At 46.4% G+C, this 25123-nt stretch carries 20 protein-coding genes and 1 pseudogene; 6 read left to right on the plus strand and 15 right to left on the minus strand.

The window, feature by feature from the left end; translation table 11 throughout:
• Window positions 1–343: 343 nt before the first annotated feature.
• From RTS09_RS02970 to fumC, 5 genes are all read left to right on the plus strand, one after another.
• On the plus strand, window positions 344–2494 hold the full coding sequence (locus RTS09_RS02970; protein ID WP_312534199.1) for a circularly permuted type 2 ATP-grasp protein: 2151 nt from the start codon (window positions 344–346) through the stop codon (window positions 2492–2494).
• A 60-nt stretch (window positions 2495–2554) separates the two neighbouring features.
• Window positions 2555–3406, plus strand: a complete 852-nt coding sequence (locus RTS09_RS02975) for a transglutaminase family protein (RefSeq protein WP_095356666.1) — start codon at window positions 2555–2557, stop codon at window positions 3404–3406.
• A 60-nt stretch (window positions 3407–3466) separates the two neighbouring features.
• Window positions 3467–4204, plus strand: coding sequence for a proteasome-type protease (locus RTS09_RS02980; protein ID WP_312534202.1), 738 nt, complete (start codon window positions 3467–3469; stop codon window positions 4202–4204).
• A 303-nt stretch (window positions 4205–4507) separates the two neighbouring features.
• A complete protein-coding gene (locus RTS09_RS02985; RefSeq protein ID WP_144918412.1) occupies window positions 4508–5164 on the plus strand; it encodes a trimeric intracellular cation channel family protein in 657 nt (218 codons plus the stop codon).
• 248 nt (window positions 5165–5412) lie between these two features.
• Window positions 5413–6840: a class II fumarate hydratase gene (gene fumC / locus RTS09_RS02990; protein ID WP_312534204.1), complete on the plus strand. Its 1428-nt coding sequence runs from the start codon at window positions 5413–5415 to the stop codon at window positions 6838–6840.
• A gap of 159 nt (window positions 6841–6999) precedes the next feature.
• Here the strand turns inward: fumC and urtE are convergent, their stop codons facing one another.
• From urtE to RTS09_RS03065, 15 genes and pseudogenes are all read right to left on the minus strand, one after another.
• A complete protein-coding gene (urtE, locus tag RTS09_RS02995; RefSeq protein WP_007116004.1) occupies window positions 7000–7698 on the minus strand; it encodes an urea ABC transporter ATP-binding subunit UrtE in 699 nt (232 codons plus the stop codon).
• A gap of 9 nt (window positions 7699–7707) precedes the next feature.
• Window positions 7708–8526 carry an urea ABC transporter ATP-binding protein UrtD gene (gene urtD, locus RTS09_RS03000; protein ID WP_076774723.1) on the minus strand — a complete coding sequence of 273 codons (819 nt, stop codon included), beginning with the start codon at window positions 8524–8526 and terminating at the stop codon, window positions 7708–7710.
• A gap of 208 nt (window positions 8527–8734) precedes the next feature.
• Window positions 8735–9781: pseudogene (urtC, locus tag RTS09_RS03005) on the minus strand (urea ABC transporter permease subunit UrtC); the annotation flags it as partial.
• A gap of 18 nt (window positions 9782–9799) precedes the next feature.
• Window positions 9800–11470 (minus strand): urea ABC transporter permease subunit UrtB, encoded by a 1671-nt coding sequence (gene urtB / locus RTS09_RS03010; protein WP_409418368.1) that lies wholly within the window; start codon window positions 11468–11470, stop codon window positions 9800–9802.
• Window positions 11471–11778: 308 nt separating this feature from the next.
• Window positions 11779–13032, minus strand: coding sequence for an urea ABC transporter substrate-binding protein (gene urtA / locus RTS09_RS03015; RefSeq protein ID WP_050325667.1), 1254 nt, complete (start codon window positions 13030–13032; stop codon window positions 11779–11781).
• Window positions 13033–13581: 549 nt separating this feature from the next.
• Window positions 13582–14238, minus strand: coding sequence for a HupE/UreJ family protein (locus tag RTS09_RS03020; protein ID WP_312534206.1), 657 nt, complete (start codon window positions 14236–14238; stop codon window positions 13582–13584).
• A gap of 27 nt (window positions 14239–14265) precedes the next feature.
• Window positions 14266–14967, minus strand: a complete 702-nt coding sequence (gene ureG, locus RTS09_RS03025; protein WP_051500567.1) for an urease accessory protein UreG — start codon at window positions 14965–14967, stop codon at window positions 14266–14268.
• A gap of 36 nt (window positions 14968–15003) precedes the next feature.
• Complete coding sequence (locus RTS09_RS03030) at window positions 15004–15840, minus strand: urease accessory protein UreF (RefSeq protein WP_312534214.1); 837 nt, start codon at window positions 15838–15840, stop codon at window positions 15004–15006.
• On the minus strand, window positions 15837–16397 hold the full coding sequence (ureE, locus tag RTS09_RS03035) for an urease accessory protein UreE (protein ID WP_312534216.1): 561 nt from the start codon (window positions 16395–16397) through the stop codon (window positions 15837–15839). Before ureE ends, RTS09_RS03030 begins: the two co-directional genes overlap by 4 nt.
• A gap of 238 nt (window positions 16398–16635) precedes the next feature.
• Window positions 16636–18756: an urease subunit alpha gene (ureC, locus tag RTS09_RS03040; RefSeq protein WP_312534218.1), complete on the minus strand. Its 2121-nt coding sequence runs from the start codon at window positions 18754–18756 to the stop codon at window positions 16636–16638.
• A 24-nt stretch (window positions 18757–18780) separates the two neighbouring features.
• On the minus strand, window positions 18781–19083 hold the full coding sequence (locus RTS09_RS03045; protein ID WP_036599279.1) for an urease subunit gamma: 303 nt from the start codon (window positions 19081–19083) through the stop codon (window positions 18781–18783).
• A gap of 50 nt (window positions 19084–19133) precedes the next feature.
• A complete protein-coding gene (locus RTS09_RS03050) occupies window positions 19134–20087 on the minus strand; it encodes an urease accessory protein UreD (protein ID WP_312534224.1) in 954 nt (317 codons plus the stop codon).
• A 129-nt stretch (window positions 20088–20216) separates the two neighbouring features.
• A complete protein-coding gene (locus tag RTS09_RS03055) occupies window positions 20217–21179 on the minus strand; it encodes a DMT family transporter (protein WP_312534226.1) in 963 nt (320 codons plus the stop codon).
• A gap of 162 nt (window positions 21180–21341) precedes the next feature.
• Entirely contained in the window at window positions 21342–22649 is a 1308-nt protein-coding gene (locus RTS09_RS03060; protein ID WP_312534389.1) for an MFS transporter, read from the minus strand.
• 77 nt (window positions 22650–22726) lie between these two features.
• On the minus strand, window positions 22727–23989 hold the full coding sequence (locus RTS09_RS03065) for an aminopeptidase P family protein (RefSeq protein WP_312534228.1): 1263 nt from the start codon (window positions 23987–23989) through the stop codon (window positions 22727–22729).
• 151 nt (window positions 23990–24140) lie between these two features.
• Between RTS09_RS03065 and RTS09_RS03070 the strand changes: the two genes are divergently transcribed.
• Window positions 24141–25091 carry a GlxA family transcriptional regulator gene (locus RTS09_RS03070; RefSeq protein ID WP_284035023.1) on the plus strand — a complete coding sequence of 317 codons (951 nt, stop codon included), beginning with the start codon at window positions 24141–24143 and terminating at the stop codon, window positions 25089–25091.
• Window positions 25092–25123 lie beyond the last annotated feature (32 nt).

Genomic DNA, 25123 nt, shown 5'->3' on the forward strand with positions numbered 1-25123 from the left:
AAAATAATTTTAATATAATAACAATTTAGTAGAAAAATATTCGTTTAATTTTTCACCAAAATATTTCTTTTGCATCAATTTGGTTCATGTCATGATTGTTATGCGCCTATGGCATAAATTTTTTGTTTTACACTGCACCAACTTTAATAATTCGATTAATTTTGGTGCAAAATTGAGCGATTTTTAATCTATTTTTCAACTATTTATGCCTTTTGCTTTGTTTTTTTTGGCACGAAACTTGATGAATTATTTAATAAGTTATTTATCAAATAATCTGTCAAGAAAATGTCTGCCATCGTGAGGCAAAACTATTCCATCTTTTGTCATGAATAAGGAGCCAATAATGCCAATTTCCAAAGCATTTGATGAACTGCAACTCGCCGATGGGCAATATAGACACTCGGCACAACAGGTGGGTGCTTGGCTTCAAGAGATGAATTCAGACACGTTAATTAGTTTGAATAACCAAGCATCGGATATTTTTTATCGCCGCGGCGTGACTTTTACTGTGTATAGCGATGCCAGCAACATTGAGCGCATGATACCCTTTGATATCATCCCGCGCATCATTGACATCCAAGAATGGCAAGTGATGGAAAAAGGCTGCCAACAACGTATCCGCGCGCTCAATCAATTTATCCATGATATTTATCACGAACAGACGATTGTCAAAGAAGGCATTGTGCCAAGCGAGTTTGTGTTTAAAAACAGTGGCTACGAGCCGTGGATGCTGGGTATCAACTTGGATAAACCCGTCTATGCCCATATCAGCGGCATTGATTTGATTCGCGACCAGCACGGACAATATTGTGTGCTCGAGGACAACTTACGCACCCCTTCTGGCGTCTCTTATATGCTCGAGAGCCGCAACGTGTCGCAAACCCTACTAAGCAAACTCTACCAATCTCAGTCAGTGTTGCCGGTGGCGGACTATCCAAAACGGTTAAAGGCGTGTCTATCGAGCACCACCAACAAATACGACCCACAAATCGTGGTACTCACCCCGGGACGTTTTAACAGTGCGTACTACGAACATGCGTTTTTGGCGCGTGAGATGAATGTGCCGTTGGTGCATGGCTATGATTTGATTGTAGAAAACAACCATGTCTACATCCAAGGGGTGCGTGGCAAGGTACAAGTGGATGTGATTTATCGCCGTATTGACGACCCATTTTTGGACCCGTTGGCGTTTTTACCCGATTCAATCTTGGGGGTGTCAGGGCTGATGAGTGCGTATCGCGCAGGCAATGTGGTGATAACCAACGCCCCAGGCACAGGGATTGCTGACGATAAAAGCCTTTATCCGTTTGTACCCAAAATAATTGAGTATTATTTGGGTGAAAAACCGATTTTACCCAATGTGCAAACCTATCAATGCGGTGATGCCGATGAGTTGGCATATGTGCTCGACCATATGCCAGAGTTGGTGATTAAAGAAACGCAGGGCTCGGGAGGATATGGGATGCTGATAGGACCGACGTCAAGCAAAGAGCAAATTGCCGCTTACCGCAAACGCTTACTAGACAACCCAGCAGGGTTTATCGCCCAGCCGACCATTAGCTTGTCCACCAACCCAACCGCGGTTGCCAGTGGCATCGCACCGCGCCATATTGATTTGCGTCCTTTTGTATTGTCACATGGCGATGGTACGGTGGATATTGTACCAGGCGGATTGACGCGGGTAGCAATGACCGAAGGCTCATTGGTGGTCAACTCATCCCAAGGCGGCGGGGTAAAAGACACTTGGGTGGTCGATACCGTCAATGGCAAACTCAGCGGCAAACAAGGTACCGCTCATTTGGGCGCCATTCAAACCAACCATGAACGAAAATCGCAATCATCGACTTTATTGGCGTATGAAAATATCAACCATAATCGCTTAATTTTGCTGTTATCAACAGCGAGCTACTTAGTGTGGCTAGGTCGATACAGTGAGCGCTTACGCTACTATGAACAAATCATTACACGGCTGTCAAATGACCAGTGCAGCCAAACAGACGTCGATGCAATCGTGCACAATCTTGGCTTGCCGATTTCAGCCGATGCTGATGCCCTATATGACTATCTTGCCAACAAAAAGGTGCCTGAAACCATTGGCTTTATCGAGCAAAATGTCCAAGACGTCAAAGGCGTTATTGGCAAAGATACGGCTGAACTCTATAACCTCATCAAACGGTTAGCCAATACGGGAGCCTACCGCGCTGCCAGCCTACAGCTCTATGCCTGCAATGCGTCGATGCAGCAAGAAAACCCGATTGTGGTCACGTTTTGGCAGCTCGGACAATGTTTTGAATCGCTGGACTGTCATATATTGATGAAAAAAGATTGCCGTGAGTGCGTGCAAAAACTTAAAGAGGTTGTTAATACCTTGCCAGAAAACACCCGCTGGCGTGAGCTGGATCGATTGGTCAATCAACTGTTAAAGTCTAATCAACCCAAAGATTTTCAGTCACTATCGGGCGCGTTTTCAAATATTTTACAGCAAGGTGTGTAAGCCAAATCTATTAGATGACTACCATCATTTTGACAAAAATAAGCAGTTAGTGAGAGCACAATGAGACTTATAATCAGCCACCAAACCAATTATTTTTATGAACAACTTGCCTTACGCAGTGTGCAATACATCCGCATGACGCCGATGACCCTACCCCACCAAACCATCCATAACTGGCAAGTGATGCTGCCTAAAGTCGCACAAATGCAAACGGACGGCTTTGGCAACCAATGGCTTACCCTAAGCCGTCACGAACCGCATAACAACTTGCAAATTCAAGCCTTTGGCGAAGTAGAAATTAACACTGATACCTTATTTATCCCTGACAATCAGCAAGTGCCGTATCAGATTTTTGCCGTACCCACCAAGCTGACCCAATGCTCCGAAGCCATGCGTGAATTTGCCCATGACGCGCTTGAGCAGTTTTTACAAAGTGAGGACATCGATACGCAGTTAGCTATCCTCAAATCATTGGCAAAAGACTTGCTCGATAAAATGCCCTATACCAAAAGCGTGACCCATGTCGGCACCACAGCAGAGCAAGCGTTTGCGATGGCGGCTGGGGTGTGCCAAGACCATACCCATGTATTTTTGGCACTGCTACGGGATAAAGGCATTGCAGCGCGCTATGTATCGGGTTATATTTATGAAGCGACCCAAGCGCATATGGCAAGCCATGCCTGGGCAGAAGTCTGGCTTGCGGGTAATTGGTACACCTTTGATATCTCTAACCAACATTTTACCCCTAATTCCCATGTCTACATCGCCTTTGGGCGTGACTATGCCGATGCGGCGCCAGTGCGCGGGGTGCGAACAGGGGGCGGTGACGAGCGACTGTATAGTCAAGTCATGGTATCTACAAGCCCCCAGTACATACCGCAGCTTAACGCGCAGTTTGCAGCGCAGCAGTAATTTGCCACTATTGATTCACCAATATTTGCTAAACCAGTATTTGCTAAAAAAGGAACAACCATGACCTATTGTGTGGGTATCCGACTCAAAGATGGGATGATTTTCGCCAGTGATACTCGCACCAATGCGGGCGTTGACCAAGTATCGATGTTTCGCAAAATGTATCAATACGGCATTGAGGGCGAGCGGTTTTTGGTGCTACAAACCGCCGGCAACTTGGCGACGTCACAAGCGGTATTTACCAAACTAGATAACGCCATCAAACTTGCGCAAGAGCGTAATCTGCATACCGTCCCTACCCTGTATGATGCCGCGCAATTGGTGGGTGAGTGCCTGCGAGAAACCACCATCCATGCCCAAACCATCGCACAAGAAACGGATACCAAGTTTAGAAGCAGTTTTATTTTGGGTGGGCAAATCAAGGGGCAATCCCCCGAAATTTATTTTATCTACCCTGAAGGTAATTGCATCAGAGCAACGACCGATACGCCTTTTTTCCAGTTAGGGGAAAGTAAATACGGCAAACCTATTTTAGACCGTTCCATGAATTATCATTCATCACTCAAATCAGCGATGCGAGCCATTCTGATTTCTTTTGATTCAACCATCCGCTCCAACTTATCCGTCGGTATGCCCATTGATGTGTTGGTCTATCACAATGACAGCCTACAGATGCCACAAGGGTTTCGCATTGATGAAAACGATGAGTACTTTGCCAGCATCCGCCAACACTGGTCAGATGGGCTAAGAAAAATTCTAAATGAACTTGAAGACTCACCGGTGAGCTATTGGCAATAGCAACTGTCATACAGTTAAAAATCAACCCACGTCAAACCATCTAGCAGGTTCTTCACTGTGTCATCCCCTGTCCATTTATATCGTGCTTTTGGTTATACCGCGCTTTTGGTTATACCATTTTTGGCATATACCGCGCTTGAAACATAATGCGCTACTGTCTATATCGACCAGTCCTAGGCAATTGCTTTACTATAGTTCAATTGCCTTGCCATAGATAATGCAAATACCTTGGGTTTTTGCTAGGCGGTTATTTTGGTGGGTATGGTATGATGTGATTTTTTATAATTGTTTGGTTTTTATGCTATGCAGCTAACTGATTTGGCACCTTGGGGTGAATCACTCAGAATCGCCGTAGAAGTCATTGGCACCATTGCTTTTGCCTTGTCAGGTATCTTGGCAGGCGTGCGCAAACGTATGGATATGTTTGGGGTAGCGGTGCTGGGATTTTTATCGGCGTATGGGGGTGGCACGCTGCGTGATATTTTGCTAGAGCGGCGGCCGTTTTTTTGGGTGTCCCAAGAGCTGATGTTATGGCTGGTGTTTGCGCTTTGTATTGTGGTGATGCTAGTCAATAGCCGCCGTCCGTTTCGTATCACCCCTGCGGCGATTCAATTGGCAGATGCGTTAGGGTTGGGCTTGTTTGTCGCCTCTGGGGTACAAGCGTCACTGGCAAGCGGTATGCCGATGGCGGTATCAGTCATCATGGGGATTATTACTGGGGTATTTGGCGGGGTGATGCGTGATATTGCCTGTGGTGAGATGCCCACCGCGTTTTTTGACCATCGTCCGTATGCCATGTGTGCCTTGGTTGGCGGCTGGGTGTATGCGATTTTGGCGGTTTACAGCTCGCTTGCCGCTTGGGTGATTATGTTTATCAGTACCGTCACCACCACAGGGCTGCGTATTGCCGCGCTGGCGTTTAATTATCATTTACCCGGTTGGAAAAAAAACGCCTCTTAGCCAATAGATTGGGTAGCCATCACATTTAGCCATCACTTTTGGTAGTTATCAGATTTGGCTTGCTATCTTTCGGTATCAGCCGGCATTTTACCGCTTACTTTAACAAAGATAACAAACGACACATATTCTCAAACTTTTATGGTCGATAACTCTGTTAAACTTTACCCTGTGCTTTGGTGCATAAGTGGCGATAACCAGCCGCTTTGATAATGACAGAATCAAAAAATTCACTAAAAAAGAGAACAATAATGACAACCGATAACCAAACCGATAACCAAACCGATATCCAGCAATTTCGCAGCGAAAAAGACACTATGGGCGCCGTCAACGTCCCTATAGATGCTTACTGGGGCGCGCAAACCGAGCGTAGCCGCAATAACTTTAAAATCGGTGGCGAAACCTTACCACAGCCGCTGATTGAAGCCATGGCACTGGTCAAAAAAGCCGCCGCCATCACCAATGCCAAATTAGGGCGTATTAGTGATGACAAACGTGACCTTATCGTGCAGGCCGCCGATGAAATCATCAACGGGGCACTGCGTGACCAATTTCCTTTGGTGGTTTGGCAGACAGGCTCTGGCACCCAGTCAAACATGAATATGAATGAAGTGATTGCCAACCGCGCCAATGAACTTGTCGGTCAGGGCAAAGGTAGCTATCAGCCGATTCATCCCAATGACGATGTCAACCATGCTCAGTCTACCAATGACAGCTTTCCCACCGCGATTCGGGTAGCGGCGGCGCGTCAGATTGTCTATCTGCTTATCCCGGCGGTGCAAAAACTGCGTGACACCTTAGCAAGCAAAGCTGAGCAGTTTGCTGGCATTGTAAAAATCGGACGTACCCATCTGCAAGACGCCACCCCTTTGACGCTAGGACAAGAGTTTAGCGGCTATGTCAGTCAGTTAGATCATGCGCTCATTCGTCTAGATGCCGCGCTACAGGGTCTGTATGAACTGCCTTTAGGCGGTACGGCAGTCGGTACAGGATTAAACGCTCACCCTGACTATGCCGAGCAGGTTGCGCAAACCTTAGCTGCGTTGACCGATGTGCCTTTTGTCACTGCGCCCAATAAATTTGAAGCGTTAGCGGCCAGAGACGCTGAAGTTTTTGCTTCAGGTGCCCTAAAAACCTTGGCAGCGAGCCTCAATAAAATTGCCAATGATGTCCGCTGGTTGGCTTCAGGTCCTAGATGTGGGATAGGTGAGCTTAAAATCCCTGAAAATGAGCCAGGCTCATCCATCATGCCAGGAAAAGTCAATCCGACCCAGTCTGAAGCCATGACGATGGTCGTCGCGCAAGTGATAGGTAACGATGTCACCATCAATATGGCGGGGGCATCGGGTAATTTTGAACTCAATGTGTTTATGCCAGTCATTGGCTACAACCTACTGCAATCGATTCGCTTACTGGCCGATACTTGTGACAGCTTCAATGACCATTGCGCGGTAGGCATCGAGCCTGTGACAGAAAAAATTGATTATTTCTTGCACAACTCATTGATGTTAGTCACCGCGCTCAATCGCCATGTCGGCTATGAAAATGCAGCAAAAATTGCCAAAACTGCTTATAAAGAAAATAAAACCTTAAAACAAGTTGCCGTTGAGTTAGGTTTATTGACTGACACCCAATTTGATGAGTGGGTCAAACCTGAAGCCATGACTAGTCCAAAGTGATTAATCGAAAGTGACTAATTCAAAAATGATTAGTCCAAAGTCATGTGAAGGTTAATGCAGCGTAATCGCACTCTTTAATCAATCAATTTTTATCAGCAAATTTTTAGCCAGATGACTGTCATCTGGCTAAAAGCTAACTCACGTATCGTTGGCTATTTACTAAATCGCCACTAGCTCCCTGATGCCTTTTTCTGGCATATCACCGCCCATGCCTTGGGCAATGACTTGCCCCCGTGCCATAACCGTATAGTTATCGGCAAGTTCTTCGGCAAAGTCATAAAACTGCTCGACCAAAATAATCGCCATATCGCCTTGGTCAGCCAAGCGACGAATCACCCGCCCGATATCTTTGATAATCGATGGCTGAATTCCTTCGGTCGGCTCGTCCAAAATCAGCACCCGTGGCTCAGAAGCGAGCGCCCTGGCTATCGCTAGTTGTTGTTGTTGACCGCCTGACAAGTCACCGCCCCGACGTTGGCTCATTTCATCGAGCACAGGAAAAATCTCATACAAATGGCTCGGGACTTTTTTGGCTTTGCTGCCTTTAAACTTTGCCATGCCAATCAAGATATTTTCTTCTACGGTTAAGGTTGAAAAAATATCTCGCCCTTGTGGCACATACGCCATGCCTGCGCGCACGCGGTTTTCAGGCGACAATTTGCTGATGTCTTTGCCATCGAGCAAAATTTGACCCGATTTAATCGGTAAAACCCCCATCAGACACTTTAACAGTGTGGTTTTACCCACGCCATTGCGACCGAGTACCACAGAACACTCACCCACAGGCGCGGTCAAACTGACATCGCGCAGAATATGACTGCCGCCATAATATTGATTGATTGTGTTTACTTCTAACATCGCTATCCCCTATCGCCCTAGATATTTTTCGATGACATCGTCGTTGGCTTGTACTTCAGCAAGCGTGCCTTCTGCCAAAATTGCGCCTTGCGCCAATACCGTCACTTGCTCACTGATGGTGTCAATAAAGCTCATGTCATGTTCAACCACCACCAAGGTATGGTCTTTTTTAAGCTCCAAACATAGCTCGGCGGTGCGTTCAGTTTCGGCATCGGTCATGCCTGCGACTGGCTCATCGAGCAAAATCAGCTTGGGGCGCTGCATCAGTAGCATCCCAATCTCCAGCCATTGTTTTTGCCCGTGCGACAACAATCCTGCCGGTTTATTGACAAACTCACCCAAGCGAATCGTCGCTAAAGTTTGGTCAAGGGCATTTTGGGCATCTGGGTCAAGCTTGCTAAACAGGCTTTTTTTGACCCGCTTGTCTTTGGGTGCGGCAAGCAGTAAGTTCTCCATGACGGTAAAATTTTCAAACACCGTGGGTTTTTGAAATTTTCGCCCAATGCCAGCTTCGGCAATTTGCTCGGTGGTCATGCTGGCAAGATTGTGGGTTTGTCCAAAATATACTGATCCTTCCGTGGGGCGAGTTTTACCGGTAATCACGTCCATCAGCGTAGTTTTACCCGCACCGTTAGGTCCGATGATACAACGCAGCTCGCCTTCTTTGATGTACAAGGATAAGTTGTTTAAGGCGCGGAATTTATCAAACCACACACTGACATCTTCCATATATAGGGCAATGCCTTTGCTAAAATCCGCTTCTGGTGACTTTAGCCGTCCGTAGTTACTCTCAGCAAAGTCATTGATATTATTATCGTTTGTATTCATAACAGACTCTTTGATGTGTTATTAATGGGGTGTTTATCGGGTATAATTAAACTAACTACTTGGTTGCAGGCGGTCAGCATGACGCCGCTGCCGACCCTGAAGCCTAAGATTCTTTTTTTGCTTCTACGTTTGTTTCAATGTTTGTTTGCATGGCTGTTTCCATATTTTTTACGCTTGGCTCGACCGTTTTTTTGCCATGCGTGATGTTGTCCAATAGACCAATAATGCCTTTGGGTAAAAACAAGGTGACGACCACAAACAACCCGCCCAAAATCAATAGCCAAGCTTCGGGATACGCCACGGTAAAGTAAGTTTTCACCGCATTGACCACACCTGCGCCCAATATCGCCCCAATCAGCGTGCCGCGTCCACCTGTGGCGACCCAGACCGCCATTTCAATCGAGTTGACAGGGTTCATCTCACTGGGGTTGATAATGCCCACTTGTGGCACATACAACGCGCCAGCAATCCCTGCGATAATCGCTGATAACACCCATGCAGATAGCTTGTACCATAGAGTACGATAGCCAAGGTATTGCAAACGGTTTTCGCTATCACGCACGGCGCCCAGTACGCGACCATACGGCTTGTGCATCAAATAACGTAAGCCAAGGTAGGCAAGCATCAGCACGAATGCGGTGGCAAAACATAGCAAGGTACGCGTCATGGGAGCAGCGATGTCCATGCCCAAGATGGTTTTAAACCCGGTAAAACCGTTGTTACCGCCAAACCCAGTTTCGTTACGGAAAAATAGGAGCGATGCGGCAAACACCATGGCTTGGGTGATAATCGAGAAATACACGTCTTTGATTTTTGAGCGAAAGGCAAAAAACCCAAATATAAAAGCCACCACTGCCGGCACTAACACGACCAATATCGCCGCCCAAGCAAAGTTATCTGTGCCTGCCCAAAACCAAGGCATTTTATCCCAGCTCAAAAACCGCATAAACTCCGGCAAGCTGTTGCCTGATGCTTGGCGCATCAAATACATACCCATTGCATACCCGCCAAGGGCAAAGTACAAGCCATGTCCAAGGCTTAAAATCCCCGCATATCCCCATACCAAGTCCAGTGCCAAAGCAACCATCGCCAGACACATGATTTTGCCAATCAAAGTGACCCAATAAGCGGATAAATGCAGCGCCGAATCAGCAGGCAGCAAGTGCAACCAAGGCAACACCATCAACACCGCAAAACAGCCCATAATTGCCAAGCGACTCACTGGTTTATCTGCAAATAATTGTAAAATACGCATTTTTTAACTCTCCAATGATTACTCGACAAAGCGACCTTTAAGGGCAAACAGACCTTGTGGGCGTTTTTGGATAAATAGCACCACCAGCACCAACAAAATAATTTTGGCAATCACCGCACCCATGCCAATCTCAAGCACGGTGCCACTCACGCCTAGACCCAAGGCGGCCAGTACTGCCCCCCAAATTTGACCGACACCGCCGACCACCACCACCAAGAAAGCATCGATGATGTAGTTTTGCCCCAAATCAGGACCGACGTTGCCCACTTGTGCCAAAGCGCAGCCTGCCAAACCTGCCAAGCCAGAACCAAGCCCAAACGCCATCATATCGACACGCGCCGAGCGAATACCCACCGCGCGCGCCATTTGCCGATTTTGGGTCACGGCACGTACAAACAGACCGAAACGGGTGTATTTGAGTAAAAACACCAATAATAACAATATGATAATAGTAAAACCGATAATGGCAATACGGTTGTATGGCAGCATCAAGCTTGGGGTCAAGGCGATAGCACCGCTTAGCCATGAAATATTGGAGACTTCGACGTTTTGTGCCCCAAAAATCATGCGAACTAACTGCATCAGAATCAAACTCACCCCAAACGTGGCAAGCAAGGTTTCTAGCTGTCTGCCATATAGCGGACGTATCACCACCCGCTCAATAATCATGCCAATGACGGCGCTCACCAAAAACGCCAGCGGAATCGCGGCAAGCATGTACCAATCGACATAGCCTGCCAAATGGCTTTTAAAAAAACTTTGCACCACATAGGTGGTATAGGCACCAATCATAATGAGCTCACCATGCGCCATGTTAATGACACCCAATAGACCGTAAGTAATGGCAAGTCCCAACGCCGCCAACAACAAAATACTGGCGGTGCTGAAGCCAGAAAACACGTGTCCTGCCCACTCACTGGCTTTGATACGCGATTTGACTTTGTCTTGGGTTGTTTGTAAGGCTTGTTTGAGCTCGGGTGAATGGTTGGTTTGTTTTGCCATCCCTTCGATATCCGCTAACACATCGGGACTGTTACTGGATGCCAAGGTTTTTAATGCCGCAATCTGGGTCATCTCATCGCCCGATTGCAAATCCATACGCGCTTGCAGTTGCGCCAATGCTGCTTTTACCGTACTGTCTTTTTCATTGGCATAAATATCGGCAACGGTTTTTTTATCGAGTGTGGCGATGTTGTTGGCTAAGATATCCACCGCTTTAAGACGCTCGCTGGCATCGTCGGATTTGAGTTTGGTTTTGGTTTGCCCTAGGGTCAACGCCGAACGCAGCGCGTTATTGAGCGTGACTTGGTTTAGGTCGCTTGGCCAATTGCTTACCAAGGTATGCGCAGGATAGCGGTAGAGTTGGTCGGTATTTTCTAAAGTATAGACATTGCCGGCATCATCACGGTACAGCTCGTCTTTATTAATCAGCTCGACCAGTTTGTCATAGGATTGGCTCGTGCCTGTCCAGTTGTTGAGCATGGCTTGACGCCCCGCAAAATCGGCGGCTACGAATTTTTGAATATCATCGCCTGCGCTGGCTGTGGATCTTGTAGCTGCCGTGCTGGTGTCTGAGGTGCTTGAGGCTGCTGTGGTTACTGTACTGGTTATCGTAGTGGCCGAAGCGATACTTGCCTGTGCATTACTCACGCTTGGCAACGCAATGCCCATCGTGGTCGCTAGCGACATGCTGAGCACAATTTTTTTACTTTTTTGCAAAAACTGCCCGAGAGAATGATTACCATTGAGCATGATGGTCGCTCCTTAGTTTGTATGATTAGTCTTTATGATTAGTCCATCTGTTTGGTGGTGTGACGGATCCATGTTTAAATCAATCAATGTTTAAATCAATAAAAGCTGAAATCGTAAAATTTTGGCAAAAAAATAAGCCATACCAGCTGGGGTATTGATAAGCGGTATGGCTGTCACAACATCGATTGTTAACTTCATTCAAGCTTATTGGAAAGGCTTATTTCGTCATACTTACTTTGGGATGCTCATTTTGGGATATAAGGACTCCAAGGTTCCGCTTTAATGGCATCTTTGGTTTTGTAAACCACATCAAACTGACCATCGGCACGGATTTGCCCAATCATCACAGGTTTATGTAAGTGGTGATTCTCGGCATCCATGGTTAGCGTGTAGCCCGATGGCGCGGCAAAGCTTTGACCTGCCATGGCAGCGCGGACTTTATCCACGTCGGTAGAGCCCGCTTTTTCAACCGCTTGCTTCCACATATTGATACCCACATAGGTGGCTTCCATGGGGTCATTGGTCACTACTTTATCGGCATTTGGCAGTTTGTGATCAATGGCGTATTTTTTATAAGCGTTCACAAACTTGATGTTCACAGGGTTTTTGACCGATTCAAAGTAGTTCCATGCTGCCAAGTGTCCGACTAATGGGGTGGTGTCGATACCGCGAAGTTCTTCTTCGCCCACAGAGAACGCCATCACAGGAATATCCGCCGCTTTGATGCCTTGGTTACCAAGCTCACGATAGAAGGGGACGTTTGAGTCACCATTGATGGTGGAGATAACCGCGGTCTTTTTACCCGCTGAGAATTTTTTGATATTACCCACGATGGTTTGGTAGTTATTAAAGCCAAATGGGGTATATTCTTCCATGATGTCGCTATCTGCCACGCCTTTAGACTTTAAGAACGCCCGTAAAATCTTATTGGTGGTACGGGGATACACATAGTCAGTACCCAGTAAGACGAAGCGTTTGGCACCGCCGCCTTCTGGTGACATCAAGTACTCAACCGCAGGAATGGCTTGCTGGTTGGGCGCGGCGCCGGTATAAAAGATGTTTTTGGACTGCTCTTGTCCTTCGTACTGCACAGGGTAGAACAATAAGCCGTTTAATTCTTCAACCACAGGCAACACAGATTTACGAGAAACCGATGTCCAGCAACCAAAGATAACCGCGACTTTGTCTTGTGTTAGTAGTTGGCGCGTTTTTTCGGCGAACAATGGCCAGTCTGAGGCAGGGTCGACAACCACAGGCTCAAGTTTTTTGCCCATCACCCCACCTTTGGCATTGATTTCGTCAATCGCCATCAACGCGGTGTTTTTGAGCGATGTTTCAGAGATTGCCATGGTACCTGAGAGTGAATGCAAGATACCCACTTTGATGGTATCACCATTGCTAGGGGCAGGCGCGCTACCGGTGGCAGCGGTGGTTGACGTGCCACTGGCTGGTTTGGCGTCACTTGATGATTGCGGTTTTGAACAACCTGTCAACATCATACTGCCCGTTACCGCTAGGGCAACCAAGGATCTGCCAAATGCACGACGGCTTAATTGACGCTCAGTCGTGGTTAGCTCGGTGGTTTTTTTGTCTAACATGTGTCACTCCTAAAATAGATGGATTGCCGTTTTAAGGTAGAGCGTAACGGATAGGCTTTGGCTATCAGTTGCTGGTTGTCTTAACTGACAATAATGACAATTCAATTAGTGTGCCAATCTGCCTGTTAAAAGCTATTTTTGAAAATTTTATCAATTAAATCAAAGGTTTGAATTACTACACTTAAAAAAATTTATTTTAAACAATCGCCTATTGGATAAATGATGTTCCTTGGTAAAAAATGGGCAAACTTTGGCAACCTTAGCGATTTCACCAATCTGATGAGCTGGAATGGTTTTTTGCACTATTACCATTCATCTAGCATTAATTGTCGCTAAACAACGCTTTATCGCCAATTTCTTTATGACATTACCCCATTTGTTGCATAAAAAAAGTGCAAGCCAGACAGCTTGCACTTTTTATCAAAAACGTTGTTAACTCCTAGTTAATCCCTAGTTAGCCAAGACCAGTGCCATGCCCAATGCCGCCATGATTGAAGGTAGCCAAGACAGCTTGGGATGGGCATGGGATTGTGCTTTTACCCAATTCATCACCCCTGCACCCACAGCAAACAAGGCGGACATCGCGGTTATCATGCCTAAGCCAAAGCCTTGACTCACGCTACTGACTGGCATCTCCACGGCATGCGCCATACCATGAAATAGCGTTAAACCAAATAAGCTAATCGCCATCATGAGCGAAAAGCTTTTTTGATTGGCTTGTGCTATCTTGGTGCGCTGCGCCAAAACTGCGAACGCTGTCAACACCACCGATAGCAAAATCGCATCTTCAATAATCGATGAGCCAATCGCCACATGAGATAGTTGCACCAAAGCAAAGCCTAACAGTAAGCTCGTCACCAACAAGCCTAAACCCAGTTTTTTGTGACGGGCAAACACCATGCCCATGCCAACCGCAAGCACCACGTGGTCAAGACCTGAGATAGGGTGCATGAGCCCTGCAGTGACGGCAGCCATTAAATCCACCGAACTTGCACCTGCATGATGGGTTAAACCATGACCGACATGCGCCACTGCCACACTTGAAAGGCTAAAAAGCGCGGTTGCCAACGCCGTTTTTTGGGTTGTTTTTTGGGTTAAAGTTTTCATTATGTCTCCTTGATTTTATCGCATTTTTTACATATTTTCGCTTGAGCTTGGTAAATGTTGTACCGGCTGTGACGGAATCTCTAGCGCTCTTAGCATGCCCTGTTGTTGGATAAATTTGATAATGTCATCCAAACCGTCTTGAGTTTTCATGTTGCTAAACACAAACGGCTTATCGCCGCGCATTTTTTTGGCGTCTTTGTCCATAATCGACAAATCCGCGCCCACGAGTGGCGCAAGGTCGGTTTTATTGATAATGAGCAAATCTGATTTGGTAATCCCGGGTCCACCTTTGCGGGGGATTTTGTCGCCTGCACTCACATCAATCACATAAATAGTTAAATCCGACAACTCTGGGCTAAAGGTCGCCGCCAAGTTATCACCGCCCGATTCAATGATAATCAGCTCAAGACCGTCAAAGCGATTTTGCAAGGTGGCCACGGCATTAAGATTAATCGACGCATCTTCACGAATCGCCGTGTGCGGACAACCGCCCGTTTCCACCCCAATAATCCGCTCAGCGGGCATGGCATCGTGGCGGGTCAAAAACTCAGAATCTTCTTTGGTATAAATATCGTTGGTAATCACCGCCATGTTGTACACATCTTTGAGACGGCGACACAGACTCAAGGTCAAAGCGGTTTTGCCAGAGCCAACAGGCCCGCCAATGCCAAGACGTAACGGGGATAAGCGAGGCTCTTGGGTTGGGGTTTTTTGGGTAAAGCCAGTCATGGGGTTTCCTTGTGAATGATATTAAAGACAGGGGTTTTAGGAACGAAACAGACGACTATATTGTTGTTCATGATGACAGGATAATTCTGCCAACGACGGTACAGACGCTGATAGTTGCAAGTGGTTGATTAAAATCAGTAATGTTTGGGCATGCTGCTGTGCTTGTAAAAATTGTGGCGCAATGTCTTGTAGCTTACCCATAACCGCTTGCCGATGATGGATGGCTGTCAATGCCGTTTTGACTTTGCTGGCTTGCGTTTGGCAAAGCTTGGCAATCGGTTCATCCATCGCTTGCCCCAATTGCCAAATAATACGTTGCCCCGCCATTTGTCCCAGCGGCAAGGTTTTGACAATCGCCAAGGTCAGATTCTCCATTTGAGCAAACGCATAGGTCGTCAGGCTATCGGCTATCGGCAGTTGCCAAAAATACGCCAAGCGGGCAAATAACGGTAAATAGCCTTGCGCTATCCAATCTTGTGGCATCGCAAGGTCGAGCACGCCATCGAGCCAGGCACAAAATGCCTGCGCCAATTGTTGACTCTCTAATAAAAACTCATGGCTATCACGGCTTGCTCCATAAAAATTGGCTAGACTATCCACCAAGCTGTGGTGATTTTTTTGCGCTGACAGCTGCATCATACTTGCCATCAGCGGCAATTCAAAATTGAGTAAGACCTCTTGCTGATACGCCTGCAAAAACGCCAAACTACTGGCTTCATCATGGATAAAGCCTTGCTCAATGGCAGACTCCACGCCTTGGGAATAGGTATAACTACCAATCGGCAAATTGCTCGACGCTAGCATCATCAGCTTAAGCAATTGTTGTGGCGGCGCCGTGTGTGTGAGGTGCGATATTGTTGTCATCGTTTTCATGAAAAAAACGTGGCTTTGGTTAAATCGCCGACGATTGCACTTTGCGTGTCGGCATGGCTTAACCGATTATCATGCCCATGTGAATGCCCGCCATGCCCATATGCCCCTGTTTCGGGTTCAAAGGCGTGCTCGACTTCGCTCACGGTTAAGCCCAATTTCACCAGCATATCGGCAAGCACATAATCAGGCTCAAAATACAGGGCATAATCATTGTCATGCTGAACCAACATCAAAGGCACATGACGGTTGCCCAAATGATAGGCCCCCCGCATCAGTTCAAAAGCATTGTCGGCGGTGACTTTGGTGAGGGTTTGTGGTTTGGCAAAAATTTGTATGATGTCGCCTGACGCATTTTGTACCACATCCCCATCTTTGAGCGTACCTGTGCGTGGCAGGTCGATACCGACCGCTTCACCATTTTGCAGGGTTGCACGAAAGCGTGACCGCTGGCGTGTGTCAAAGTCGAGCTGCAAAAACTGCCCGTTTGCTTGTTGGTTGACCAAATCGGCTTGCTGTTGGTCAGTTAACTGTTGCACCCGCTGATTATAAATTTTCATTACTATCCTTTGTTAAATTTTCTAGCTACTCAGAAGTTTGCCCATGACAACCGAATTGTTGACAGCGACCCTCTTTAAATTGATGTTCACAGTTGTTAAGCCCGTACAGCCAATGCGAACAGTTTGGGCAAAGATTTTGCATTGGCGATACACTGTTAAAAAACTCACTGCCACATTCATCACAGATGAGATTGTTCGGTTCTAGTCATCACATTGGCATTCATGGCTAAAATCACATTTAAAATAAGAAATACCGCTGTGCCATTGGCAACACAGCCGACGGCTCGCAAGTGAGAAGCTGACCATCCGCCCGCACTTCATAGGTTTCTGGGTTGATCGACATCTCGGGGCAATAGCTATTAAACCGCATATCTTTTTTGCGAATTTTCCGAATACCCTGCACAGGGCGAATCACTTTTTGCAAACCAAGTTTGTGTTGGATATTGTTGTCAAAGGCGATTTTGGATACAAAGGTGATACTGGTTTGGTGGGTGGCTTTGCCAAGGCTTGCGAACATTGGACGATAATGCACCGGCTGCGGGGTTGGGATGGAGGCATTGATATCACCCATCGGATAAGCGGCGATGCTACCACCTTTTAAAATCGTGTCAGGTTTCACCCCAAAGAATTTGGGCGACCATAGCACCAAATCCGCCCATTTACCGACTTCTACCGAACCGACTTCATCAGCAATACCGTGGGTAATGGCGGGATTAATGGTGTATTTGGCGATATAGCGTTTGATGCGAAAATTGTCATTTTCTGTCACTGTATCTTCTCTCACTGTATCTTCGGTCACTGGGTCGATGTCATGAAGCTCACTGTTAGACGCATTTTGGCTCACTGTGTCGGGTGCTAAAAATCCGCGTTGGCGTTTCATTTTATCCGCCGTTTGCCAAGTGCGGATAATCACCTCGCCCACCCGTCCCATCGCTTGCGAATCGCTACTCATCATCGAGATTGCCCCCAAATCGTGCAAAATATCTTCAGCGGCGATGGTTTCTTGGCGGATACGGCTCTCAGCAAAGGCAATATCTTCGGCAATCGCAGGGCTCAAATGGTGACACACCATCAGCATGTCGAGATGCTCATCAATGGTGTTGATAGTAAACGGACGTGTGGGGTTGGTCGAAGACGGCAACACATGCGGCTCGCCAATCGCCCGCAAAATATCAGGGGCGTGCCCGCCGCCTGCGCCTTCGGTGTGAAAGGTGTGAATACAGCGGTCTTTAAAGGCATTTAGCGTGCTTTCTAGATAGCCACTTTCGTTGAGCGTATCGGTGTGAATCGCCACTTGCACATCATACTCTTCGGCAACGCTCAAGCAGTTATCAATCGCTTGCGGCGTGGTGCCCCAGTCTTCATGCAGTTTTAGCCCGACCACGCCTGCTTCGATTTGCTCGACAATCGGCTGCGGCAAGCTGACATTGCCTTTGCCTAGTAGCCCAATGTTCATGGGCATATCATCAAGGGCTTTGAGCATGGTTTCGATATGGTATTTGCCGTTGGTGCATGTGGTGGCAAGCGTGCCTTGGGCAGGCCCTGAACCACCGCCAATCATGGTGGTTACCCCAGACATCAAGGCAACCTCCGCTTGCTGTGGCGCGATAAAGTGAATATGGGTGTCAATCCCGCCCGCGGTCAAAATTTTGCCTTCACCTGCAATAATCTCAGTGCTTGCGCCAATAGCAATGGTGACATTGGGCTGAATATCGGGGTTGCCCGCCTTGCCAATCGCCCAAATTCGGCTGTCTTTTATCGCCACATCGGCTTTATAAATCCCGGTATAATCCAAAATAAGCGCGTTGGTAATCACGGTGTCAGCCACTTCGGCAAACGGGCGTTGCCCTTGCCCCATGCCATCACGAATCACTTTGCCACCACCAAATTTGACCTCTTCACCATAGCTGGTAAAGTCTTTTTCCACTTCCAGCCACAGCTCGGTATCAGCAAGACGCAGTTTATCGCCCACGGTTAAGCCAAAATGCTCGGCATACATTTGGCGAGGTACGGTTTTTTGTGATTTTGGTAAACTTGCGGTATCCACAGATGCGGTGGCTTGCCCCATCACCCGCCCAGCAAACCCAAAAATCGCCTTATTGCCACCAAACTCGACCAGTTCGACTGATCGCGCTTGCCCTGGCTCAAAACGCACTGCTGTACCCGATAAGATATTTAAGCGAAACCCAAGCGCCTTGTCACGGTCAAATGCCAGTGCGTCATTGGCTTCGGCAAAATGGTAGTGAGAGCCGATTTGAATCGGTCTATCGCCGGTGTTTTTGACCAAAATAGTTTGGACAGCGCGCCCTTCATTAAGGATAATGGCTTGGTCTTTTAGCTTATATTCGCCAACTTTCATGGTTTACCCCTTATACTGTTTAAATTACACAATCGGTTGGTGAATGGTCACCAGTTTGGTACCATCTGGAAAGGTGGCTTCCACTTGCACATCGTCAATCATCTCGGCGATGCCATCCATCACATCCTCACCCGTTAGCCACGTGGTGCCTTCGCCCATCAACTGTGCCACTGTTTTGCCCTCTCTTGCGCCTTCGAGCACCAACATACTGATATAGGCTATTGCTTCTGGATAGTTAAGTTTTAAGCCACGTTGTTTGCGGCGCTCGGCAACCAGTCCTGCGGTAAAAATAAGTAATTTATCTTTTTCGGCGGGGGTTAAATGCATGGGTTACTCCAATTATTTTTTTAGTGTTAAAAATTAGACCGTCACTGCTATTAGGTTGCCCAAATTCGGGGCAAATGACTGGCTTGTTGCCACATTAAAGTGCGAATTTCATCACGAACTGCACCAAAACTGTCAAAACATTGGCGGACATCATCCCCCAAATAGCGAATAATCATCACCTCCCCTGTCTGGGTGCAAGAGACAGGCAAGCTATGATGGTCGATAAATAATCGTAATTGCTTGACCCAGTCAATCAGCTGTTTTTGCGCATCAACACTTGGCACAACCCATAAGCTGGCAAAGACGGTATGGTTATTTAGACCCACGGGTGAGCCAAACCAATCGTGTTCGGCACAGTGATGTAAGGTATCAGCAAGCAGCAATTTGGGCTGCTCATCCACGCGCCAAAATAGGTTTGATAACCGCATCTCGCCTGTACTGTAGCGCTCGCCATGATGCTCTCGCCCTAACAGGTTAATTTCCCAAGCGATAACACTGGCAGCTGGGCTGATAAAAAACTGATTGGTGGCATGGGCAAAACTTGCGTTATAAAAACAGTTTTCTTGCGGTAGCCATTCAAAACGGCTGTCATCTTGCAGATAAACCGTGACATTTTGTACAGCATAACTATTTGAATTCTCTTGAGTTTCTTGGTTTTTTTTGGTTTCTTGGGTTTTTCTGGCTGATGGGCTATCATCGGTTTGCTTGTTAGCGGTGTAACTTGGTAAATTGCCGTACCATTTATTTGCCCCGGGCGTGGTAATCACGGCGTGGGCGTGATGTTTTACGCCAATGTCAATATCGAGTTTATCGCCTAAGGCGATGCCAGCAGGCGGATACAGCATGATGACATGACAAATACCTTGTTGTTCACCGCTTTCAGGATACAAGGCTTTTTGTACCCGCAAGGCGCCTTGGTGATGGCGTTGTACCAAATTGGTGCGCGCATGCTCACCCGCATGTTGGGCGTCAAAAGCTAAGGTAAGGACTGAGTGCCAAGCCATATCTATCTAACTATATGAAAAATATATGGTTTTATAGAATGCAAGGGCTGTGCCACATTGCGGCAGTGAGCCTTGATACCAGCATGGTAAAGCCCAAATTAGGGATATTTACAGAGTGTTGGGCTATTATTAGACTTGAGCGTCGACTTCTGTCAGTTGCCGATGACGCTGCATGGGCAATTTGATAGAGTTTAGGAGGGTGGCTAAAAGAATTAATATCATCCCTGAGTACTGCATGCCATTGAGCGATTGGTGCAGTAATACGATCGACAATACAATTGCGGTAAACGGCTCAAACACGGTGAATACCGAGGCTTTAGTCGCAGGGAGTTTGTGCAGGGCTGACATATACAAGAAAAACGGAATCACGGTACCCACTAGGCTGAGCCCCATCACCCACAACCAAGTGATGACAGGCATGCTGAATGCTTTGGCATAGGTTTGATAGGTCATCGGTAGGAATAATAAAGCCATGGCACTAATCACCACCGAACTAAAAAACACCAAGGTCGGTGGATAGTGTTTGTGTAAGGCTTTTTTTCCTAAAATGCCATACAGTGAATAGCACACCCCAGATAATAGACCAAACACAATCCCCCAACTCAATGTAAAATTTTCACTCAGCGTTGTCAGTGCCACGCCTAATACCGCGATGCAAGCTAAGGTAAAGGATTTTTTTGTTATGGGTTCTTTTAATAAAAAAAATGCCAATACCAAACTAAAAATCGGCGCCGTATATAGTAGCGATACCGCAATGCCCGCGCCCACAAAATTGACCGCGATAAAATAGCAAACCGTCATGCCTAACACGCCAATCAACGATTGCAGGCTCAACTGTAATATCTCGCCGACTGATAACTGCCTAATAGACGTCCACAACGATGGCAATAACATCAGTAGCATCATAGCAGCCGTCACCACTCTTAAAATGGCAATTTGCACACTATCAAAACCCAGTTGATGTAGATAGGTAGTAAAAATACCCAGCGTGCCCCAACAGATAGCCGCTACAATGACTTGCAAGCCACCCATCGTCGCATTATTGAGCGTGTTAGGGGATTGGTCGGTAGCGAAAGCGGGTTTACGAGTCACTGGCAATTCCTAAAAAATGGGGGATAAAAAAAGTGATTCTAGCAAACAAGGTTGGCTAAAACCACTTTGGGAAAAAACTTAAATTAACTTCATGGGGTTATTGATAACCGTGGTTAATCAATTATTTTTCTAACATTTTTTTAACGTTTTTCTAACGTCTTTCTAACCTTTTTCTAAAATAGACACACTGTCGGATTTTTTATACATCACCGTTGCTACCAGCGCAATTACGCTTGCTATCATCAATAACCAAGCTGGCGCGATTTGACTGCCTGTTTTGCTCATTAACCAAGTTGCCATCAATGGGGTTGTGCCACCAAGTAGGGCATTGGCTGAGTTAAAGGTGAAAGCAAAACCTGAATAACGTACCTCGACTGGGAAAATCTCACTTAAAAACGCCGGTAGTGTACCGTCATTGACGGATAATAACAGCGAGAACACCAGTTGAATCAACACAATGGTTAAAAACCCACCCATGCTTAGCATATGAAACAAAGGCACTGTCAACGCGATAAACAATACAGATGCGATGATCAGCATGGTTTTGCGACCGTATTTGTCTGACAGTTTACCCATGGTAAAAATCATACCGATATAAGCAACTAATGAAATGGAGGCAGCTAGCAGCGACTGCGTTTCATTGATGTGCATTTGGGTCGATAAATAAGTCGGCATATAGCTTAGGATTAAGTAAAAAGCCACCGCATTCAAACTACATAACATAAACGCAATGCACAAGGTTTTTTTATGGTTGGCAAACAAATTTTTGATTGGCACCGGTTTTTCAATGGTGCTTTCTTCAAACGCCTTAAAAGCCGGGGTTTTTTCAAGATTCAACCGCATATATCGACCTACCAAGCCCAGCGGTGCAGCCAATAAAAACGGAATACGCCATCCCCAAGTTTGTACAAAGTCAGCATCCATAAAGGCGGTCATAGCTGCCGCAATCAGTGAGCCCAGTAATAGACCGGCCGATGTACTGGCAGGTACGATACTGGTATAAAACCCTTTTTTGTCGGGCGGCGCATACTCTGCCATAAATGCTGATGCCCCTGCATACTCTCCCGAGGCTGAAAAACCTTGAATCATGCGTAACAATAACAACAACACAGGCGCTAAGATACCCACGGTGGCATAGCTTGGCAACAATCCGATTAAGAAAGTAGCACCCGACATAATCAAAATCGACCAAGATAAAGCCGCTTTTCGACCGTATTTATCGCCAATATGTCTCCAAAAAATACCCCCAAACGGACGGACAATAAAAGATAGCGCAAAAATTGCATAAGTTGACATCAATGCGACGGTTGCATCGGTTTTAGCAAAAAATACGCTGGCGATGACAGTGGCAAAATAGCCATACGATGCGTAATCAAACCACTCGACAAAGTTACCAATAAAACTGGCTTTGGCGGCTTTTTTGAGTAACACAGGATCTTTAACATATGGCTCAGCAGCTGGTTGTTGCATTGCTACGGCAGTGGGTGAAAGTGCAAAAGTTGTCATTTAGTTTCCCCTTGGTTGGTAGTAAGTCATGCTAAAGTAAGCTAACTGATAATGTTATGCGCAGGACCATAGGCGAAGCCTGTGATGTTGTCAGCGCCTGTTTCAGTTAAAACCAAAATATCATGTTCACGATAACCGCCTGCCCCTGCCATGCCTTCTGGAATCATAATCATCGGTTCCATTGAAATGACCATATTTGGTTCAAGTACCGTATCAATGTCTTCACGCAGCTCTAACCCTGCTTCACGACCATAATAGTGTGACAACACGCCAAATGAGTGCCCATACCCAAAGGTGCGGCGGTCTAAAATGCCATATTCGGCATAGATTTTGTTGAGCTCTAAGGCGATATCACAGCAACGAACGCCAGGTTTGATGAGTTTTATGCCTTCTTCATGCACTTTGCAGTTAATTTCCCAATAGTTGAGCGTTGCCGCATCAGGCTCACCAAAATACAGCGTACGCTCCAGCGCCACATAGTAGCCTGCAATCATCGAAAAGCAGTTTAAGCTTAAAATATCATTGCGCTGCACTTTGCGATTGGTCACAGGATTGTGCGCGCCATCGGTGTTGATACCTGATTGAAACCACGTCCAAGTATCCATGAGCTCGACATGCTCAAAGCGTTGCCCGATTTCTCGTACCATCGCTTGCGTAGAGGCTAACGCTACCTCATACTCAGGAACCCCTTCATGCACGGCGTTGACGAGCGCTGCCCCACCAATGTCACAAACCTGTGCACCTTGCTTGATAAGGGCAATTTCCTCGACTGATTTCACCATCCGCATTTTCATGCAAGCTTGGCTGATATCGACAAATTCGACGTTGGACAAGGCGTTTTGTAGTTTTTTCAAACGTTCAATGGGTAAGTGATCGTATTCAATCCCTACTCTGCCTTTATTTTTGATTTGACTTACCACGGCTTTAAAGTAATTATCACGTTGCCAGTCGGTATAGACGATATTGTCATCGCCCATGGTACGTCGCCAAGGCTGTCCACCGTCGATATTGGCGGAGATAGTCACTACTTTGTCTTGGTCGATGACCAGACCATAGAAGCGTCCAAATGAGCAATATAAGAAGTCTGCATAGTAGTTGATATTGTGATAGGAGGTGAATAACACGCTATCAATGTCGCTTTTTGCCATATAGGCTTTAAGCTTTTGTTGGCGGTTTTGGTATTCTTGGGCGCTAAAAGTCGGCTTGACCTTCTCGCCATTTTTGATTTGGATTAAGCTTGGCATGCTAAGTGCAGTATCCAGGCTAGCCGCTTTATTTATCATATGTTCAACTGACTGATTCATTGTTTGCGCCTCACGAGGTTTAGGTTGGTGTTAAGAAAATCTTTGCTCTCCACATCCCTCATCATACGTAAATTTAAAAAATCAGTTTTTCACAAGACGACATTTTTTTGACTAATTACGACAACACGGCTTGTCCATTCATACTTTATTTATGACAGCGAATATTAAAAAAATTGGTTTTTTATTGATTGATGGCTTTACCATGATGGCTTTTAGCAATGTCATCGAGCCGTTACGAATGGCAAACTATGTCAGTAGCCAACCACTATATAGCTGGATTATTAGTGGTTTTGCAGGTCATCAGACCAGTGCCAGTAATGGGGTACAAGTCACTCATACCGCTGAAATCAAACATCTATTTGATTGTGAACTCGTGTTTATTTGCGGGGGCTATGAAGCCGAAAATTTAATGACAGACGCGCTAAAGGGGATTGTGGAGCGTTTAGCCGTTCGGGATATTGCGTTAGGCGGGCTTTGTACGGGGGCAATAGCGCTTGCGAATGCAGGGTTGTTAGCCAATCAATCAGCCTCGCTGCATTGGGAAAATGTTACGCTGGCTCAGGAACAATTTGGCAATGTAAAATTCTTAAACCATATTTTTACCATTGGTGATCGGCTCTACACCTGCTCTGGCGGGGTATGTGCGCTTGATATGACCCTGCACATCATCAAGCAGCACTTTGGGCGAGAAATCGTTGAAAAAATTCAAGACATGTTTGTCATCACGGCTATCCGAGAGCCAGCGAGCATCCAGCATTTACCCAAACCAAAGAGCCTCAGTCATAGCTATGCCCATGTCATCGATGCTATCACGTTAATGAAAACCAATATCGAAGAACCGCTCACGCTAGCGGACATTGCTAAATACGTCGGCATTTCTGAAAGACAACTACAGCGGCAATTTGCCAAACAGCTAGGGGTCTCACCCCAACAGTATTATCTTAATTTACGATTAGACCATGCTAAAAATCTACTCCAACATACCACCATGCCAGTGACCACCATTTCAATGGCAACTGGCTTTTTTAATTTGGCATCTTTTTCCAGAGCCTTTCAACAGCAGTTTAATATGTCAGCCAGTGATTTTCGAAAAACGCTATAAGGGTTAATGCGTTTTGTACCACCGCTTAATTT

The sequence above is a fragment of the Moraxella sp. CTOTU47618 genome, from assembly GCF_032017425.1.
In the GTDB taxonomy this organism is placed as follows: Bacteria; Pseudomonadota; Gammaproteobacteria; order Pseudomonadales; family Moraxellaceae; genus Faucicola; species Faucicola tetraodonis.